The sequence below is a fragment of the Bradyrhizobium sp. MI1.7 genome (assembly GCF_055811795.1).
The window spans coordinates 1-17,037 of the sequence record NZ_JBVVPO010000110.1 but is presented as its reverse complement, the minus strand read 5'-3'; the positions used below and the strand labels follow the sequence as shown (position 1 = coordinate 17,037).

Below are 17,037 nucleotides of genomic sequence, written 5' to 3'. Positions count from 1 at the left end.
TTCCCCCCCCCTCCCCTGGTTATTTTTATTTTTTAAACTATTTCGCCCCCGCCGGGCTTGGGGGGCCGCGCGGCGCGAAGTCGTTCTGGAGCTACCCTGCCCGCGTTCTGGAGCTACCCTGCCCGATCAGCCGTCTCAATCACTTCGGAACGTTCCGCTCGAGATCCTCAAGCCATGCCGCAGCGCTGGAATCCGACGGCGCGCGCCAGTCGCCACGTGGCGACAACGAGCCGCCGGCCGAAACCTTCGGACCGTTCGGCATCGCCGAGCGCTTGAACTGGCTGAAGGCGAAGAACCGGCGCAGGAACACCTCCAGCCAGCGCCGGATCTCCGGCAGATCATAGGCCCTGCGCTTATCGGTCGGGAACGCCGGCGGCCATTCGCCCTTGGCGACATCATTCCAGGCGTGCTGCGCCATGAACGCGATCTTGGACGGCCGCATGCCGAACCGCAGCGTGTAGAACAGGTTGAAATCCTGCAGTTCGTAGGGCCCGACGGAGGCTTCCGTGCTCTGCGGCTTCTCGCCGGGCTTGACCGGAACCAGCTCGGGTGAGATTTCGGCCGACAGGATCGACGCAAGCGTCCGGTTGACGTCGTCGCTGAACTGTTTTGAGGCGATCACCCAGCGGATCAGGTGCTGGATCAGCGTCTTCGGCACCCCGGCGTTGACATTATAATGCGCCATCTGGTCGCCGACGCCGTAGGTGCACCAGCCGAGCGCGAGCTCCGAGAGATCGCCGGTTCCAATGACGATGCCGCCATGATGGTTGGCGAGCCGGAACAGATAGTCCGTGCGCAGGCCCGCCTGCACGTTCTCGAACGTGATGTCGTAGACCTTCTCGCCCTTGCCGAAGGGATGACCGATGTCCTTCAGCATTTGCGTCGCCGTGGGACGGATGTCGAGCTCCTGCCACTCCGTCTGCAACGCCTTCATCAACGCCAGTGCGTTGGTCTTGCTCTCGCTGCCGGTGGCAAAGCCCGGCATCGTGTAAGCTAGGATGTTGCTGCGCGGCAGTCCGAGCAGGTCGACCGCCTTGGCGGCGACGATCAGGGCGTGGGTGGAATCGAGCCCGCCCGAGACGCCGATCACCACGCGCTTGGTTCCGGTCGCGCGCATGCGCTGCACGAGGCCGGCGACCTGGATGTTGTAGGCCTCGTAGCAATCCTGCTCGAGCAGGGCTTCGTCGCTCGGCACGAACGGGAAGCGCTCGATCTGGCGCAGGAAGCCGATGTCGGTGGCCGGCGGCTTCAGGGCGAAGGTGATCCTCCGGAAAAAGGCTTCGCGTTGCCGGCGATTATCGTCGAACGTGCCCATCAGTGCGCGTTCCTGCCTGAGCAGATCGAGATCGACGTCGGCCAGCGTGATCTGGCCGTCCTGGCGGAACCGCTCGCCCTCGGCCAGCAGCACGCCGTTCTCATAGATCGAGGTCTGGCCGTCCCAGGCCAGGTCCGTGGTCGATTCCCCTGCCCCCGCGGCGGAATAGACGTAGGCCGCAAGACAACGCGCCGACGTCGATTGGCACAGCAGTGCGCGCGAGCGCGCCCGGCCGATCGTGATCGGGCTGCCGGATAGATTGATCAGCACGCTGGCGCCGGCAAGCGCGAGTTCGGATGCCGGCGTCACCGGAATCCACATGTCCTCGCAGATCTCGACGCCGATGATCAGGCCCGGAACATCCTCGGCCGCGAACAGGAGGTCAACGCCGAACGGTGCGTGCAGCCCGCCAAACGCGATCGTCTCTCCGGCCACGCCGGCACCGGAGGCGAAATGCCGTCCCTCGTAGAATTCGCGATAGGTCGGCAGATAAGACTTGGGCACGACACCAAGGACGTTGCCGCGATGAATGACGACGGCGCAATTGTAGATGCGATGACCGAAGCGCAGCGGCGCGCCGACGATCAGGACGGTCATCAAGGCCGAGGAGGCCTCGACGATTGAGGCGAGCCCGCGCTCGACCGCATCGAGCAGCGGGTCCTGCTTGACGAGATCCTCGATCGCGTAGCCGGACAGGCACAGCTCCGGAAACACGGCAACCGCCACCGACTGTTCATGGCAAGCGCCTGCCGCCGCCAGGATCGCCTTCGCATTGGCCGTGGGATCGGCCACATGGGAGGTGGTGACGCAGGCCGCCACGCGCGCAAATCCATGGGCGTAGATCGAGTGGAAGCTCATCGAGCACGGTACCCTTAATCTTGTCGCGGCCGCAGCCGCCAGTTCCCCATGATATGTAACCCATCGACCGGGCCCCGTGCAGGCCATCCGCCGTCATGCATAACGGATTTGCGTGTTCGCCGGCCCGGCCGGGCCAAAGCACCTGACAAGGTCAGGCGCTGCGGGCCAGCACTCCGGAGAGGTCGTTGCGCAGCCACTCGGCGATCCGGGGCCAGGCATGGGCGTGGGTGCGCGCCCCCATGAACAGGCCGAGATGATTGCTGGGCTCGGAGGCCGCGGCAATGAAGGCCGGCGGCGTTCCTAGCAGACCGGCGGTCGCAAGCGCCTGTCTGGCCGGCACGACGTCGTCATCGAGCCCAACGAGCAGGAAGACCGGCGCCTTGACGTCCCTCAGATCAACCTCGCGGCCGAGCGCCGTGAAGTCGCCGCCGGCAATCCGATTCTCCCGGAAGATTCGGTTGACGATCTCCAGATAATAGGTGCCGGGCAGGTTGAGCGTCTCGGTATTCCAGCGATCGAAACGCGCGAGCAGTGCCGCGCCCTCCTCGTCCGAGAGATCCCTCTGCAATGCCGCCGCAATGTCGTCGCGGCTCGGCGCCTTCGTCCAGAAGCGCAGCATCTCGTCGCCGCTGACATTGCCGCCGCCGCGCGCCACGAGCTGGTCGTAGAGCGCCTCAGGCGCATTGCGAGCGAGCCGGGACAACGCGGAATCGATCGAGAGATCGACGGGCGCCCCCACCAGCACCAGCCGCCGCACCTTGGCGGGAAAGCGCGCCGCATAGAGCAGCGACAGCCAGCCGCCCTGGCACAGGCCGACGAGATCGACCGGCGCGCCGATTTCGTCAACGGCGACGTTGAGATCGCCGAGATAGCTGTCGATCGAGAGATAGCGCATGTCCGGCGAGGCCGAGCGCCAGTCGGTGAGGTAGACCCGATCGATGCCGCCATTCTGCAGGGACTGCACCACGCTGTGGCCCGGTGCGAAGTCGGCGATCAGAGCCCGATGCAGCGCATAGGGCGCGCAGACCAGTGCCGGCTGGCCGGATTGCGTCCGCGTGCAATCGCGCAGGCGCATGGTCGCAAGCTCCAGGGCGACCGTGTTGGGTGTCGTCCACGGCAGATTGCTCGCGTCCTGTTCCGGCGGATCGCGCTCCAGCCACCAGAAGCAGGCGTCCATCGCGAGCCGCGCCGCCGCAAATGGCCATAGCAGCGGATCATTCGGAGGACGATCCGATCCACCCAGCGGTTTGCCGCCCTTCTCCACCATGACTATCTCAAGGTCCTCACAGCAAGGCCTCCAGGCTGACGCTCGAAATACCGCGCTCGCGAAAACTCCGATGGGTCGCGGCCACCGAGCCGTCGAGATCGATGCCGCGGCATGCATCCTCGATGACGGCGACCTCGAACCCCGCCTTGCGGGCATCTTCCGCCGAGAAACGAACACAGAAATCCAGCGCCAGACCGGCGATGAAGACGGTCTTCAGCTCGCGCTCGCGCAAATAGCCGAGCAGCCCGGTCGGCGTCCGGTGGTCGTTCTCGAACAGCGCCGAATAGGAATCGATGCCGCGACGAAAGCCTTTGCGCACCACGAGGTTTGCCCTGGTAACGTCGAGCTCCCCATGGAATTCAGCGCCCGCCGTGCCTTGCACGCAGTGCGTCGGCCACAGCACCTGGGTGCCGTAGTCGAGCTCGATGGTCTGGAACGGCTGCTTGCCCGCATGGTTCGGTGCGAACGAGACGTGATCGCCCGGATGCCAGTCCTGGGTCAGCACCACATTGGTGAATTTTGCGGCAATTCGGTTGATCGCCGGGACAACCTTCTCGCCGCCGGGAACGGCGAGCGCTCCGCCGGTGCAAAAGTCGTTCTGCACGTCGATCACCAGCAGCACGTCGCGGTCGGAAATCTGCATCGCAAGGTCCCGTTCCAGCCGTCCGGCGCGACGGGCGCCGAACGATCCGTCCAATGTCGATCTTCTCGCGCGGCTTCGCAACCATCGACACATGCGGCGATATCGCGCCCGTCGCACCTGGGATGCAACGGTTTGGCGTTGTCCGAGTTGACTAGGCTCACCCGAGGACGGATTCTAGAGACGTTCGCAAATTGCGGATCGGATGGAGCGGAGGGAACGGTTCCCGCGAGCCTGCAGGACGCGGCAGCCACAAGATCATGAGTATCGGCAAGACAGGACAGATTCTTCTCGCCGATATCGGCGGCACCAATGCGCGCTTTGCGCTGAGCGAAAGCGCATCGGACAGCGGCGACCAGGCCGGGCCCATCGACTATGTGAAGGTCGCTGACTTCCCGACCGTCCGGGAAGCCATCGCCGACGTCCTTGCGCGCCGGTCAGGCGGCAAGCAGCCCAAACGCGCCGTGCTGGCCGTCGCGGGTCCCGTGACCAATAACCGCTGCGTCATGACCAACAGTCCGTGGGTCATCGACGGCAACGAGCTCCAGCCGGCCCTCGGCTTCGAGAGCGTGCATGTGCTCAATGATTTCGAGGTCGTGGCCTGGTCCCTGCCCGCCCTGAAGCCTGCCGATTTGATCCCGCTCGGGGGCCAGGACGGCCTCCCGCGCGAGCCGCTGCTGGTGGTTGGGCCTGGAACCGGCTTCGGCGTCTCCTGTCTGGTCGAACGCCACGGCGCCCGGCTGGCGGTCGTCACCGAGGCAGGCCACGCGACTTTGCCGGCGGAGACCGAGCGCGAGGAGCGCGTGATCGCGGCCATGCGCCGACGTCTCGGTCATATCTCCATCGAGCGCGGCGCGCTTTCGGGCTCCGGCCTGCAAAACCTCTACGAGGCGCTGGCGGAGGTCGACGGCGCCCAGGTGCCGCACCGTGACGCCGCCGCCATCACCAAGGCCGCCCTGGAGGGCAGTTGCGAACTGAGCCGCGCGACGCTGGAGATGTTTTGCGCCATCCTCGGCTCAGTCACGGGCAATCTCGCGGTGACCTTCGGCGCCCGCGGCGGCGTCTACATCGCCGGCGGGATCGTGCCGCGCTTTCCGGAGTTCCTTGCTGCTTCCGCGTTCCGGGCGCGCTTCGAAGCCAAGGGACGCTTCCAGGACTATTTGCGCAATATCCCGACCAGGCTGGTGACGAAACCCGACGCGAGCTTCGTCGGCCTGAAGATGTTCGCCGATCACAATCCGGATTGATGAGCCGCGATCGGCTCCGACGCCGTCCAGTCCGTTAACTATACACAGCTGATTGCAGCCAAGGCGCGGTTCCACGCAGGATCGTGCTTGCCCGACTGTGTCCGATGGGAAACAATTCCCGTAGTTGCGGGGGCGTGACATGCGTAAGCAGGACTTCGGTTTCGACTATCACCGCTATCACCGCCTGCTGACCGAGGCGGACGACGATGACAAGCGGCTGGCCCTGATCGAGCTCCTGATCGAGGAAAAGGCGCGCGACCGGCTGGCCGCGCAGCGCGCCTCTGATCGCGCCGCCATGACGGCCCATACCATCGCCACCGTGCTGAAGAACGGCCGCAACTGAGACTTGCGGGACCGCTTGCTACTCGCGCAAACACGCGAGCGATGGCGATTCCGTTAACGATCCCTCGCAAGCTCGCGTCAAACTTTTTGCTCTAAGAGCTTCCCCTACCTGATGCAATTCAGGGGTCAACAAAGGGGGGAATGAACATGAGCATGATTTCGCTTGCCGCGATCCCGGCCGCCGTCGAAACCCGTTTTGCCGATTCTTCGTTCAAGATCATCTTGCTGTTCTGCTGCATGGGCCTGGTCGCCTCGTTCGGCGTGATGGCGCGCGGCATCGACCTCAGCGCCGGCCTAATCTGAGACGACGAGACATTCTTTCGCCAAATGGCCGCCCCTCACGGGCGGCCATTTTCGTTGGCGATCTCGGTACGGCGCCTTCTCGGTGAGGAGCCTTCTCAGTGAGGAGCTTTGGCGACCGCGTCCGGAAACAGCGAATCGATCATCACCTTGAGCTGGTCGAGGGAAATCGGCTTGCGCAGGATCGGCCGCCGCCGGAGCAAGGACGGCAGCAGCTCCGGCCCGTAGCCGGTGGCGAACAGAAACGGCTTGCCGCGGCGCTCGATCAGGTCGGCGACGGGATCGACGTAGAGGCCCTTCAGGTTGATGTCGAGGATGGCGAAATCGTATTGCGCGGTCATCGCAAAGGCGCTCGCGTCCCGGACATTGTCCGCTTCCGCGACGACATGATGGCCGAGTTCCTCCACCATGTCGGCGATCATCATCCGGATCAACGCCTCGTCTTCGACCAGGAAAACGGAGAGTCCGTCCGCCATATCAACCCCGCAGTCAGCTTACGAAGCTAACCATACCCGAAATGCGGAGAGGATTCACGAATTCGTGGCGGGCGCCGTTAATTCAGACGCCCGCGATCGGATTCAACTTGATTAATCCAGCCCGCGCTCGTGGCTGAGGCGCACCATCTCCTGGATGAAGACCTGCTTCTGCTTGTCGTCGAGGCTCGAATAAAGCGGCTCGGCGGCATCGGCGACATTGCGCTGGTCGGCGGCGCGGTCGATCAGGAATTGCGATTCGTTGCGCATCTGCTCGATGATGTCGTCAGGCGGATCCCGCTTGGCGCGGGCGATCCGCAGGTTGAGCCGCTCCGCGCCATTATGCCCCAGATAGTGCATTGCGCTCGAGAAGCCGAACCAGTGCTTCTCCTGATCGGGCGTCAGGTTCAACTCGGTCTTGATCCGCTCGATATAGGAATCGCTGTTGGCGACGATCTGCTCGGCGGACTGTTGCGGCGCGCCGGGCTGGGTGAGGACGGTGACGTCCTTATTGTCCTTGTTGTCCTGCGGCGCATTCCTGGCTTCCTTGCTCGCCTTGGCGCCCTTGCCCGCCTTGGCGGTCTCCTTGGCGCCCTTGTCCTTGCCGGCGCCCGGCTGCTTGGAATCCTTGCTCGCGTCCTTGCTGGCATCCTTGCTCGCGTCCTTGGCAGCCGGAGCCGGCTGGTTGTTGACGCCGAGCACGCCGGTGAAGACACCGACCACGCCGCCGATCGCACCGCCCAGCACGCCGCCAACGGGTCCGGCCGCCTTGTTGCCGGCCGCGGCTCCATCCTGAACGCCCTTGACCAGGCCTTGCGCCTGCGCAACGGCGGCGGCGCCCAGCAGCACCGCGAGCACGGAGCCCAGCGCGAACCATCGCCGCAGGTGAAGCCGCGCAGGCGGCGCCGGGTTGATCATTCTGGTCTCCATCGTCGATCCGATTGTCCTGTCCGGGTGGGGGCCACCCGCCGGTTGCAACTCTATCGTTTTCGCCGCTTCGCGGTCCAGCCGCAGCCAATTGCTGTCCACGCCCGAAAACTGTTTGGCGCGAAGCGGTTATGAAGGCTTATTCGAAACTGCGGCGTAATTGCGCACGAGATGTCCTGCGGTCCTTGACCCGAAGTGTGCGTCGCAAAATGCGCCTCCGAGGTTCACCTCCGGGTGTGCTTCGCGAGACGGCGCCGCCGCGTTCCCGGACGCAACGTTAGTTCTAGACGGCGAGTCGTTCGGCTTCCTCGACAGACGGGATCAATCATGATCTGATCGCGCTACCAATTTGCTGCGCTTCGCGCGATTTCACGGCGAGGCGGTAGCACCAAGAAACGCGAACAAAAATCAAAAACAAAACTCGGAATGCCAGAGGAAACGCGAGAACAATAAAACATCCAGGTGAGGAAACGAGATGTCACGCAAGACACTGACGCGACGTCAATTTGTAGCTGCCACTGCAATGTCCTCCGCAGCGCTGATCACAGCGCCCTATGTCCGCGGCGCTTACGCCGCCGGCAAACTCTCGATCGGCTTCTGGGACCACTGGGTGCCCGGTGCCAACGACGCCTCCACCGCCATGGTCAAGGAATGGGCTGAAAAGGAGAAGGTCGAAGTCTCCATCGATTACATCACCAGCAACAACAAGAAGATCGAGTTGACGGTCGCGGCCGAAGCGCAGGCCAAATCCGGTCACGACATTCTTCAGATGTACACCTGGTGGCCGCATGCGTATGCCGAGCAGTTTGAACCGGTGAACGACGTGGTCGAGGAAGCGATCAAGCAGAACGGTGAGGTCAACGACACGGTCAAATATCTCGGCAAGGCCAACGGCAAATGGCTTGCGGTCCCGGCAACCCCGGGGAGCCAGATCAAGGGGCCCTGCTCGCGCATCGACCTCATGAAGAAGCATGCGGGGATCGACGTCCAGGAACTGTACCCCGTCGGCGCGCCGCCCAAGGCCGATAGCTGGAATATGGATACATTCCTGAAGGCGGCGGAAGCGTGCCAGAAGGCAGGTTTCCCATTCGGAATCGGTCTCGGCGAGACCACCGACAGCGTCGATACCGCGGGCGCCATCTTCCAGTCGTTCGGCGCCGAACTCGTCAACGCCAAGGGCGATGTCACGGTGAAGACCGATGAGGTTCGCCAGGCGCTCGAATACTACAAGAAGCTGATCGCCTTCCTGCCGCCGGACGCACCGTCCTGGGACGATGCCTCGAACAACAAATGGCTGATCTCCGGCCGCGGCGCCCTCATCATGAATCCGCCGAGCGCCTGGGCGGTCGCCAAGCGCGACGCGCCGCAGGTCGCCGAGCAATGCTGGACGCACGGCTTCCCCTCCGGTCCTAAAGGCCGGTATGCGCCGTTCCTGCCCTATTTCTGGGGTCTCTGGAATTTCTCCAAGAACAAGGCATCGGCCAAGAGCCTTCTGGCATTTCTGTCACAGCCGTCATCGATCGAAAAGTTCGTCGCGGCGAGCGGCGGCTACGATTTGCCGGCCTATTCGAAGATGACGACGCTGAAGACCTGGGCCGAGGTAGGCCCGCCGAAGGGCACGCTCTATCACTATCCAAATCCCTACAATCATCAGACACTGTCGATTGCGGCCTCTCCGGCGCCGCCGAAGATCGCCCAGCAGATCTACGCGCAGGCCACGCTGACCAAGATGGCGCTGCGCTTTGCGCAGGGCGAAAAGTTGGAGACCGCAATCGCCTGGGGCGAAGGCGAGTGTGAAGGCTTCATGCGAACCTAAGCCGGGGTGTGCCACGGCGGTTCACGCATCCCCGCGTGAGCCGCCAGGGCACCCCACCGTTCGATGGAATGAGCAGATCGAGCCGACACGCGGGTGCCGGCTCCGCCGTTGGACATTCCGCAAGGAAGCTTGACCCAAGGACACTGACATGGCCGATGTCGTCGTTGAGGACGGTCGCGTCGCCCGCACGGCGAGCGCGCGCAAACGGACGGGCCTGCACAATGCGTTGAAGCGGAAATCGACCGTGGCGTTCTTCCTGACGCTGCCGCTGATCCTGCTGATCGCGCTGTTCGTGCTTTACCCTGCCCTGTTCTCGATCCACCTCGCGACGCTGAACAAGTCGATGCAAAAATTCGTCGGCTTCGGCAACTTCACCTTCCTGTTCAAGCGCGAGACGTTCTGGATGGTGGTGGAGCAGTCCTGCATCTTCGCGATCACCGCCGTGTTCTTCAAGGCGCTGATTGGCTTCATCGTCGCGCATTTGGTGCACAACATACCGGCCAAGGGCCAGCGCAAATGGCGCGGCATGCTGCTGGTGCCCTGGGTGATCCCGCCGGCGATGAGCACGCTCGCCTGGCTGTGGCTGTTCGACCCCTCCTACAGCGCCTTCAACTACACGCTCTCCTTCTTCGGCATCGGTCCCATCAACTGGCTCGGCAATGCCGCCTGGGCGCGCTTTTCCGTCATCCTCGTCAACGTCTGGTACGGCGCGCCGTTCTTCCTGATCATGTACCTGGCGGCGCTGAAATCGGTGCCGGACCAGCTCTACGAGGCCGCCGCAATCGACGGCGCCAATTGGTGGCAGAAGATGTGGTACGTGACGCTGCCGATGATGCGCAACATCATCGCGATCACGACGCTGTTCTCGCTGATCGTCACCTTCGCTAATTTCGACATCGTCCGCATCCTGACCTCAGGCGGGCCTCTCGACCAGACCCAGATCTTTGCCACCTATGCGTTCCGGGTCGGCATCGAGAGCAACGACATTCCGCTCGGCGCCAGCGTCTCGCTGTTCATGGTCCCGATCCTCGCCGTCGCAGCGATCTTCATCCTGCGCGACGTCAATAAACGCGGGAACGAATCCTGATGAGCACAATAGCGATCGACAAGGCCGGCCCCCGGCGCAAGGTCAAATATGGCAGCATGAGCCGCGACCGTACCTGGGCGCTGCGCTGGTCCTATTTCTTCTTGGTGCTGTTTGCGATCTTCTTTCTGACGCCGCCGCTCTACATGGTGATCACCTCGCTCAAGAGCAGCGCGGAGATCTCGGCTGCGACCAATCCGTGGTGGGTGTTCCACCCGACGCTGGCAAACTATGTCGAACTACTGACGTCGAACCAATTCCTCCGGTTCTTCTGGAATTCGACCATCGTGTCGCTGGTGGTTGTGATAGTCACCATGCTGATCAGCATCCCTGCGGCCTTCGCGCTCGCGCGGATGAAGTTCTGGGGCTCGACAACGCTCGCGACCGGCGTGTTCCTGACCTACCTGGTCCCGGACAGCCTCCTCTTCATCCCGCTGTTCAAGATGTTGGCGCTGGTTCAGGACATCACCGGCATCACGCTCCTGAACCGATGGTACGTGCTGCTATTCGTCTATCCAACGCTGACGGTGCCGTTCTGTACCTGGATCATGATCGGCTATTTCGCCTCGATCCCGAAGGAGCTCGACGAGGCCGCGATCATCGACGGCGCCTCGTGGCTTCAGACCCTGACGCGGATCTTTATTCCGGTCGCGCTGCCGGGCCTGATTGCCGCGACCATCTTCGCCTTCACGGTGTCCTGGGCGCAGTTCCTCTATCCCCTGGTGTTCACGACGTCCATCGACCAGCTCGTGCTCCCGGTCGGCATCACCACCACCCTGATCAAGGGCGACGTCTTCAACTGGGGCCAGATCATGACCGGCGCGCTGCTCGGCGCAGCTCCGCCGCTGGTCATCTACGCCTTCCTGATGGACTACTACATCGCCGGCCTGACCGCCGGCGCGACAAAGGGTTGATGTCTCATGGCTGACGTTGCATTGCGGAAGGTGGTCAAGCGTTACGATGATGTCGAAGCCGTGCGCGGCATCGACTTGGACATCGCCGACCATGAGTTTATCGTGCTGGTTGGGCCTTCGGGCTGCGGCAAGTCGACGACGCTGCGCATGATCGCGGGCCTCGAGGACATCAGCGACGGCGACATCATGATCGGCGGCGACGTCGTCAATGACGTACCGCCGAAGGATCGCGACATCGCCATGGTGTTCCAGAACTACGCGCTCTACCCGCACATGACGGTCGCGGAGAACATGTCGTTCGGGCTGCGCCTGAAGCACTTTCCCAAGGCCGAGATCAAGGCGCGGGTGACGGAAGCCGCCCGCCTCCTCGACATCACCGACCTGATCGACCGCAAGCCGAAGCAGCTCTCCGGCGGCCAGCGCCAGCGTGTCGCGATGGGCCGCGCCATCGTGCGCAATCCGAAAGTGTTCCTGTTCGATGAGCCGCTGTCCAATCTCGACGCCAAGCTGCGCGTGCAGATGCGGATCGAGATCAAGAAGGTGCACCAGAAGGTGCGCACCACCACCGTCTACGTCACCCACGACCAGGTCGAGGCGATGACGTTGGCTGACCGCGTCGTTGTGATGAACAAGGGCCGCATCGAGCAGATCGGCACGCCCAACGAACTCTACCACAAGCCGGCGACGCGCTTCGTTGCCGGCTTCATCGGCTCGCCCGCGATGAATTTCATCCCGTGCCGGCTGGAGGATGTCGGCGGCGCGCTCCAGATCCGTTTGACCGACCGCATCGCCTTTGCGCTGCCACAGGCTCGCGCCGCGCGCTACAACGCGCTGCCGCGCACCGACAAGCTGCTGCTCGGCCTCCGGCCCGAGCACCTCACCGAGTCGCATGCGCATCTGGGGCCCGGCGTCGAGACCTTCGACACCGTGCTCGACGTCACCGAGCCGATGGGGATGGAGACCCTGGTCTATTTCGGGCTCGACGGCACGCCCGTCTGTGGCCGCGTCGATCCCAACGCCGGCGCCAAGGACGGGGCACCCATGCGTTTGGCGATGGACCTCAACAATATGCACCTGCTAAACGAAGACACCGGCGTCGTGTTGTGACGCAGGTCCAAGAAATGCGAGCAGGCAGGGAGCGATGGCGACCAACAAGAAGAAGATTTTCGTTACACAAACTTTGTCGCAAGGGGCCCGCGCCCTCCTCACCCAGCGAGACGATATCGAGCTCGTCGAGTTTCCGAACCTGATCTCGGCCAAGGATTTCGAAGCCTTGCTGAAGAACCACGCGCCGGTTCACGGCGTGGCGCTGGGTGCCACCGCCTTCGGTGAGACCGAGCTCGAGGCCTCGAAGGACATGAAGGTGGTGACCCGCATCGGTGTCGGCTACGACGCCGTCGACGTGCCCGCCCTCTCCCGCCGCAAGGTGCCGCTGATGGTGGCGGGCAGCGCCAACTCGCCCTCGGTCGCCGAGCAGGCGCTGTTCATGATGCTGACGCTGGCCAAGCGCGCCAATGAGATGCACGCCTGCGTCAAGGACGGCCAATGGGCCAACCGGCTCGGCATGCTGCCGTTCGACCTCTACGGCAAGACCGTGCTGATCATCGGCTTCGGCCGCATCGGCAGTCGCACCGCCAAGCGCTGCCTGGCGATGGAAATGAAGGTGCAGGTCTACGATCCCTACAAGCCTGCGGCCGAGATCAAGGCCGCGGGTTGCGAGCCCGTCGGTGACCTCGACACCGCACTGCCCAACGCCGACTTCGTCACCATTCACTGCCCGAAGACCCCGGAAACCGTCGGCCTGTTCGATGCGGCGCGGATCGGCCGGATGAAGCCGAAATCCTACCTCATCAACACCGCACGCGGCGGCATCGTGAAGGAGGCTGCGCTATACGACGCCCTGGTCTCCGGCAGGATTGCCGGTGCCGGGATCGACGTGTTCGAGGTGGAGCCGCCGCCGGTCAGCAACGCGCTGTTCGCGCTGCCCAACGTCATCATGGCCCCGCACGTCGCCGGCGTCACCGTCGAGGCGGTGAGCCGCATGAGCGAGCAGACCGCTCGCAATATCCTGAGTGTGCTGGACGGCGATCCCATCCGGCAGAACATCATCAACCAGGACGTGCTCGGCTGAGCCGACCTCCGGGCGGGCGGTTATCCGCTCGCCTCCGGAACGCCAGAATGCGTCCCATTTTGGTGCAGATCGAGCCCCAACTCAGCCTTAATCAAACCCGCGTAATAAGTCCGGCCGCGGCGGCAGTGGGACAGACTTGCCGGCCGCGTCGAGCTGGAGGATGAACCCTTGTCAGAGATCGACCCGACCGACCACGCGCTGGCAACCATCGCCAGCATTTTGGAGCACCCCGAGCCCGTCCGCGAGACCGAGACCGAAATGGTGGTCGACGGTGAGCAGGTCGTCGCCGACCAGCATCCGATCGCCGACGAGCATGTGGTGGTCGACGAGCACGAGCATCCTGTGGTCGAGGAGCAGCCGCTGGTGCCGGAGCACACCGATGCCGATGGCTACAGCAAGGTCGGTCCGGGGCCGATGGTGGCGATCCGTCTGAAATGGACGGTCCATCGCGGCGATGACGGCCAGTTCTACGTCCACGAGACCATCGGCGAGCAGTCAGCGCCCGTGGTCAGCGGCCCGATGACGAGCGAAGCCGCGGTGCATTTCGTCGACGCGCACGAGGACGAGGCACATCGGCGCTTCGAGGAGCTGCGCAGCGAGATCGCCGGCCGCAGCTCGCTCGCCGATTACGAGCGCAAGGGCGAAGCCTAGCGCTCGCGAGGGCCGAGAAAATCCCGCTTCACGAGCTCGACGCCGGCATGCCGGAGCAAGTCGTAGGACGTCGTGACGTGGAAGAAGAATTGCGGGACGCTGAACGTCAGCAGCAGCGTCCGCCCGGTGAAGGGCAGCTCGGTCCCGTTTTTCAGCCTGAAGAAGACATTCCGTTCCGCCGCACTATCGATCTCGGCGCGCGACAGGCTCTCGATGAACTCGATTGACGTCGCAATGCGCGCCTGAAGCCCGGCGATGTCGTGCTCCAGCGCCGGCAGCGCCACCGGCTCCTGGTCGGCCAGCAAGGCTGGCGCGACCGTGGCATGGCGGCACGCCTCCCCTATCTGCTGCGCCAGATCGTACATGTTCGGCGCCATGCGCATGCCGAGCATGACGGCCGGATTGAACTTCCGGCTTTCGGCATAGGCGACGCCCTTGTCCAGCAGTGCCGACAGGTTGCGCAGATACGGCACGAAGACGCCGACCGAGGCGTCATACATCGAGATCGTCACCCTAAATTCCCTTCAATTCCGCCTCGCCAGCGACGGGCATCTGGTCTAAATCCAAGTTTCAAGAGCTGCACAATGACAGCTCGGGCATGGGTGGAAAAGAGATGATCGTTCGAATCGTGGCGGCTTTGGCCGCGGTCCTGCTGGCGAACTTTTCGGTATATGCACAGCAGCCGGCGCCATCGCGCCTCGACGAGATCGTCAAGCGCGGCACTTTGCGCGTCGGCATGACCGGCGACTACAAGCCTTTCACCTACCTGGACAAGGCGACACAGCAGTTCAACGGCTTCGACGTCGACATGGCGGAGGCGCTCGGCAGGGCGCTCGGCGTCAAGGTCGAATTCGTGCCGACGGCCTGGCCGAAGCTCATGAAGGACTTCGAGGCCGACCAGTTCGACATCGCCATGGGCGGCGTCTCGGTCACGCTCGACCGGCAGAGGAAGGGCTTCTTCTCGATGCCGATCATGCGTGAAGGCAAGACGCCGATCGCACGCTGCGCCGACGTCGGCAAGTACCAGACCATCTCCGACATCGACAAGAAGGGCACCCGCGTCATCGTCAATCCCGGCGGCACCAATGAGCGGTTCGCGCGCGCCAAAATCAAGGACGCCGAGATCAACGTCTTCCCCGACAACACCGTGATCTTCGACGAGATCGCCAAGGGCAACGCCGATTTGATGATGACGGACGCCTCCGAGACCCGCTACCAGCAGAAGCAGCATTCCGGCGTGCTCTGCGCGGTGCATCCCGAGAAGCCGTTCGACTTTTCGGAGAAGGCCTACTGGCTCCAGCGCGACATGGCGCTGAAGGCTTTCGTCGACCAGTGGCTGCACATCTCGATGGAGGACGGCAGCTACAGGAAGATCTACGCCGCCTGGTTCGACTAAAGCGATGTTCTCGCCGCGTGCGCCATCACTCCAGGCGCGCGCGGAAGAAGGCGACGGCTGCGCCGTTGAACACGTCGTGAAACACTATCCGATCAAACCCTGGAGGATCGGTGCACGGGATCGGCGCGGCCTCGGCAAGCTTGGGTGGGCATGGAGCAATGAAGGAGAAATGCGTGGAGTTCGGCACGATCCGGTAGTCGGGCTGCGCAGGAAGCAGCGGCACCAGCGCATCGACAGCATCGGGTACGGCGCCATCACCGCCAAACGCCGAACGCCACAAGAGAATTGGGATCGTCACGCGAGCCAGACGCTCGCGGCTGAACAGGCCGTCAAAAAGTGCCGGATCCGCCAGTATGGCGGCTCTGATACGGGGATCGTGGACTGAGGGCTCGGTCGGTACCCGGCTCTCGCGAATGTCCCGGCATTTTGGCGTCGTGGCTCCGTCGCTGTCGCAGAACGGAGCGAGCGCGCCGAAATCGGGGTTGCCGCCGATCACGACGAGACCGGTATAGGCGCCGCGCGAGAACCCGAACAAACCAACCCGCTTGGGGTCCAGGACCGCCGCTTCCTTCCAGGCGCCGAGCATGAAATCCGTAAGCCGCTTCATGTCGGCGGGACGCTCGACCAGGACGGAGAACTCATCGGTCCGGCTGCTGTCCCTGGCAGTGTCGCCCGGGTGATTGATCGCGGCGACCACGAAGCCGGCATCGGCCAACGCGGCCGCCGTGTCGACGTGGCCCAAAAACGAGCCGCGCCGTCCGTGCGACACGACGATCAGCGGCAGTCGATTGCCCGCTACCGGACAGTCCTTCACGCCCGGCAGGACGACACCGCCGTCGAGAGCGACCTCGGAGGGCGCCGCCGCACAAGGTGTCCACACCATGCCCGTGAGCGCGGGGCCGCTGGCGTCCGCCGGCACTTCGATAAACCGGAGCCCAGCCGCGTGCGCCAGCGTCGCAGCAAGGCAAGCGACTACGATCAGAATAAGTCCGCCAAGCCGCGGCCGGAACATCAGCGTGCGCTTTCGGAAGCTTCAACCACAACGGTTGTACCTGCCCATCCCATACCCCGTCCAGAGGTGCGCCGCGCCGCCGTCCAACTCTGGACGGAGTCCGGCGTTATTGAACCCGAACCCGCTGGAGCACGACTCATACGGACAACAGTGATCTAGATCACTTTTTGCGATCGAACCGGCGCGTAAGCCTCGGTACGGGGACCAGTTGTTCAGGAGACCGAAATGAGGAAGCTGTTGGCCACGGCCGCATTCCTTTTGGCGAGCACCGCTGCGCAGGCGCAGTACACTTTCGAATATGGCGGGCGCACCATCCGCATCGATCCGGACCGCGGCACGGTGCAGATCCCCGGCGTCTACGATAACACCGGCCAGGGCAAGGCGAAGAAAGCCAAGAAGAACGAGACGACCCCGGGCCAGCAGGCGCCGCAACAGGCCAAGGTTGATCCGCAACCGCCGGCCGCTCCGGCGCCAGCTCCCGCCCCTGCCGCAGCGCCGCCCGCAACCGAACAGGCGCCCGCCGCTGCAGCGCCGCCGCCAGTTCCGCCCCCGCCCGCTCCGCCGCCGTCCGCAACCGCCAGCAACGCGCCGGCCGAAACGGCCGTGTTGCCGCCGCCTGCACCTCCTCCGGCGCCACGGCGGGCGCTGCCTGCTGCCCGACCGG

Annotated in this window: 17 protein-coding genes and 1 pseudogene; 11 read left to right on the top strand and 7 right to left on the bottom strand. The window is 63.9% G+C overall.

All coding sequences use genetic code 11. The annotated features are described in order from the left end of the window. Window positions 1–139: 139 nt before the first annotated feature. The 3 genes from AC0L3X_RS44080 to pncA form a co-directional block, all read right to left on the bottom strand. Window positions 140–2,173 carry an NAD(+) synthase gene (locus AC0L3X_RS44080; protein WP_354099693.1) on the bottom strand — a complete coding sequence of 678 codons (2,034 nt, stop codon included), beginning with the start codon at window positions 2,171–2,173 and terminating at the stop codon, window positions 140–142. Between the two features lie 151 nt (window positions 2,174–2,324). After that, window positions 2,325–3,440: an alpha/beta fold hydrolase gene (locus tag AC0L3X_RS44075; RefSeq protein WP_354131536.1), complete on the bottom strand. Its 1,116-nt coding sequence runs from the start codon at window positions 3,438–3,440 to the stop codon at window positions 2,325–2,327. 16 nt (window positions 3,441–3,456) lie between these two features. Then, window positions 3,457–4,083: a bifunctional nicotinamidase/pyrazinamidase gene (pncA, locus tag AC0L3X_RS44070; RefSeq protein ID WP_354096510.1), complete on the bottom strand. Its 627-nt coding sequence runs from the start codon at window positions 4,081–4,083 to the stop codon at window positions 3,457–3,459. A gap of 257 nt (window positions 4,084–4,340) precedes the next feature. Here pncA and glk point away from each other — a divergent pair, with 257 nt between their 5' ends. The 3 genes from glk to AC0L3X_RS44055 all read left to right on the top strand — a co-directional run bounded on the left by glk (window position 4,341) and on the right by AC0L3X_RS44055 (window position 5,972). Next, window positions 4,341–5,327: a glucokinase gene (glk, locus tag AC0L3X_RS44065; RefSeq protein WP_354096474.1), complete on the top strand. Its 987-nt coding sequence runs from the start codon at window positions 4,341–4,343 to the stop codon at window positions 5,325–5,327. Between the two features lie 139 nt (window positions 5,328–5,466). Next, a complete protein-coding gene (locus AC0L3X_RS44060) occupies window positions 5,467–5,670 on the top strand; it encodes a hypothetical protein (protein ID WP_014495215.1) in 204 nt (67 codons plus the stop codon). Between the two features lie 146 nt (window positions 5,671–5,816). Further along, window positions 5,817–5,972 carry a hypothetical protein gene (locus AC0L3X_RS44055; RefSeq protein ID WP_259257549.1) on the top strand — a complete coding sequence of 52 codons (156 nt, stop codon included), beginning with the start codon at window positions 5,817–5,819 and terminating at the stop codon, window positions 5,970–5,972. Between the two features lie 95 nt (window positions 5,973–6,067). On the opposite strand, the gene AC0L3X_RS44050 is transcribed toward AC0L3X_RS44055, so the two are convergent. Together AC0L3X_RS44050 and AC0L3X_RS44045 are read right to left on the bottom strand one after the other, a co-directional pair. Continuing rightward, on the bottom strand, window positions 6,068–6,445 hold the full coding sequence (locus AC0L3X_RS44050) for a response regulator (protein ID WP_354096473.1): 378 nt from the start codon (window positions 6,443–6,445) through the stop codon (window positions 6,068–6,070). Between the two features lie 111 nt (window positions 6,446–6,556). Beyond that, complete coding sequence (locus AC0L3X_RS44045; protein WP_167767897.1) at window positions 6,557–7,360, bottom strand: Spy/CpxP family protein refolding chaperone; 804 nt, start codon at window positions 7,358–7,360, stop codon at window positions 6,557–6,559. 484 nt (window positions 7,361–7,844) lie between these two features. Between AC0L3X_RS44045 and AC0L3X_RS44040 the strand changes: the two genes are divergently transcribed. The 6 genes from AC0L3X_RS44040 (at window position 7,845) to AC0L3X_RS44015 (ending at window position 13,965) form a co-directional block, all read left to right on the top strand. Then, window positions 7,845–9,185 (top strand): ABC transporter substrate-binding protein, encoded by a 1,341-nt coding sequence (locus tag AC0L3X_RS44040; RefSeq protein ID WP_354096471.1) that lies wholly within the window; start codon window positions 7,845–7,847, stop codon window positions 9,183–9,185. 148 nt (window positions 9,186–9,333) lie between these two features. After that, window positions 9,334–10,272, top strand: coding sequence for a carbohydrate ABC transporter permease (locus AC0L3X_RS44035; RefSeq protein WP_063983244.1), 939 nt, complete (start codon window positions 9,334–9,336; stop codon window positions 10,270–10,272). Further along, complete coding sequence (locus AC0L3X_RS44030) at window positions 10,272–11,183, top strand: carbohydrate ABC transporter permease (RefSeq protein ID WP_071913823.1); 912 nt, start codon at window positions 10,272–10,274, stop codon at window positions 11,181–11,183. Before AC0L3X_RS44035 ends, AC0L3X_RS44030 begins: the two co-directional genes overlap by 1 nt. Window positions 11,184–11,189: 6 nt before the next feature. Then, entirely contained in the window at window positions 11,190–12,290 is a 1,101-nt protein-coding gene (locus tag AC0L3X_RS44025; protein WP_071913821.1) for an ABC transporter ATP-binding protein, read from the top strand. 34 nt (window positions 12,291–12,324) lie between these two features. Continuing rightward, a complete protein-coding gene (locus AC0L3X_RS44020; RefSeq protein WP_354096470.1) occupies window positions 12,325–13,314 on the top strand; it encodes a hydroxyacid dehydrogenase in 990 nt (329 codons plus the stop codon). A gap of 168 nt (window positions 13,315–13,482) precedes the next feature. Beyond that, window positions 13,483–13,965 carry a hypothetical protein gene (locus AC0L3X_RS44015; protein ID WP_354131537.1) on the top strand — a complete coding sequence of 161 codons (483 nt, stop codon included), beginning with the start codon at window positions 13,483–13,485 and terminating at the stop codon, window positions 13,963–13,965. Here AC0L3X_RS44015 and AC0L3X_RS44010 read toward each other — a convergent pair. After that, window positions 13,962–14,465: a DUF1993 domain-containing protein gene (locus AC0L3X_RS44010; protein ID WP_354131601.1), complete on the bottom strand. Its 504-nt coding sequence runs from the start codon at window positions 14,463–14,465 to the stop codon at window positions 13,962–13,964. The two genes, AC0L3X_RS44015 and AC0L3X_RS44010, sit on opposite strands and share 4 nt — an antisense overlap. 113 nt (window positions 14,466–14,578) lie before the next feature. On the opposite strand from AC0L3X_RS44010, the gene AC0L3X_RS44005 reads away from it, so the two are divergent. After that, entirely contained in the window at window positions 14,579–15,361 is a 783-nt protein-coding gene (locus tag AC0L3X_RS44005) for a transporter substrate-binding domain-containing protein (protein ID WP_473317478.1), read from the top strand. 25 nt (window positions 15,362–15,386) lie between these two features. On the opposite strand, the gene AC0L3X_RS44000 is transcribed toward AC0L3X_RS44005, so the two are convergent. Beyond that, entirely contained in the window at window positions 15,387–16,373 is a 987-nt protein-coding gene (locus tag AC0L3X_RS44000; protein ID WP_354141850.1) for an alpha/beta hydrolase family protein, read from the bottom strand. A 225-nt stretch (window positions 16,374–16,598) separates the two neighbouring features. On the opposite strand from AC0L3X_RS44000, the pseudogene AC0L3X_RS43995 reads away from it, so the two are divergent. Next, a pseudogene (locus tag AC0L3X_RS43995) lies at window positions 16,599–17,037 on the top strand (DUF2147 domain-containing protein); the annotation flags it as partial.